Annotated in this window: 2 protein-coding genes; one reads left to right on the top strand and one right to left on the bottom strand. The window is 18.0% G+C overall.

Annotated elements, in window-relative coordinates; genetic code table 11:
- Window positions 1–105: 105 nt before the first annotated feature.
- The gene (locus AlmWB_RS01245; protein WP_157022395.1) at window positions 106–552 is read left to right on the top strand and encodes a hypothetical protein; all 447 of its coding nucleotides are present in this window, start codon (window positions 106–108) and stop codon (window positions 550–552) included.
- A gap of 198 nt (window positions 553–750) precedes the next feature.
- Here AlmWB_RS01245 and AlmWB_RS01240 read toward each other — a convergent pair whose 3' ends face one another.
- Window positions 751–1155: a hypothetical protein gene (locus AlmWB_RS01240; protein ID WP_050337298.1), complete on the bottom strand. Its 405-nt coding sequence runs from the start codon at window positions 1153–1155 to the stop codon at window positions 751–753.
- Window positions 1156–1304 lie beyond the last annotated feature (149 nt).

The following is a 1304-nucleotide window of genomic DNA, read 5'->3' as shown; positions in this document are numbered from 1 at the left end:
AAAAAAGAAAAAGGAAAAATACAAAGTTTTTATTTTGGAAACCATAACCTAGCGTTAATTTCTTTCAAATCAAGTGAAAATTATAATTGTATAAATATGAGAAATATGGACAATTTAAGATTAGGCGAAGAAACAAATTTTTTAATCAATACTCAAAATCAAAATTATTTTCCACAAGTTTTTAAAGGTAATATAGGATACATAAAAGAAAAACAAGATGAATTTTGGGTAGATTCTGTTTTTAAATTACCAACAGATATGAAAAGATCAAATTTCCAAAAACAAACAGAAAAACTTAATTTTTTATGTTTCGATGCTAACCAAAATTTTATTGGTTTTAGTAATATATTAGATAAATTAGATAAAAATATACCATCCAATTTTATTCCATTTGCAAATACAAAAGAAATAGAAATAAATAAACTTTTTATTGAAAGTATTATAAAAAATAACTTTAATATTATTTTTTCTATCTTCTTTTTAACTATTAGTTTTTTTATTATTGTTTTGATTATACCTACCAAAAAAATTTTAAATATTAATAAAAAATAAATTTATTCAAGATTGTCGTTAGATCAAATTTTGTCCTTATATTATTGAATGTTTTAATTTAACATATTAATGAAAACATGAAAAAATAATCATCATCTGTAATAATATCTTCATTATTATTCACAAAAAATGTATATTTACTTTCTTGAGAAATTTATTAATATTAACTACTTTCAAAACGCCTATTATCAAATAAGTTTATATTTTATTTAATTTAAAAGACAAAAAATCAATAGTTCCTTGTATTAAAGAAGTCGAAGATGTTCCTAAATTACCATTTAAAACTTTTGGTATAAACATTTCGGAATCTACTAAAAAAATATCTTCATATTCTGGTATTTTATTTTCTATCAAACCTATAACAAATTGATTCAAACCTAAATAAGCTAATGTTTTAACCAAATTATTATCAAATTTTGATAATAATGTTTTAGGAGAACGAAAAAAATCTACAAATTGGAAATTAGATTTACTAAAAGTTTTTTTATTTTTAATAATATCTCCTATATCACCATTATAAGAAAAAATACTAATAATACAAGAAATAATAATAAAAAATAAAATAATTATTTTATTTTCAAATATTTTTAAAAAATGATTCAAAAAAATATTTCTATTTTTTATAAAACTTACTCCTTGGTTCAATTAATTAATTAAAATCAAAAAAAATGCAAATTCAATAAAAGAAATTTCTTTTATTTATTTAGTTTTGAAATAAATCTTTTATTTCAATAAAATAATAAAATTTATAT

It is taken from the genome of Candidatus Phytoplasma phoenicium (genome assembly GCF_001189415.1).
Taxonomy (GTDB): domain Bacteria; phylum Bacillota_I; class Bacilli_A; order Acholeplasmatales; family Acholeplasmataceae; genus Phytoplasma; species Phytoplasma phoenicium.
This window is presented reverse-complemented; position numbering and strand designations above follow the sequence as displayed.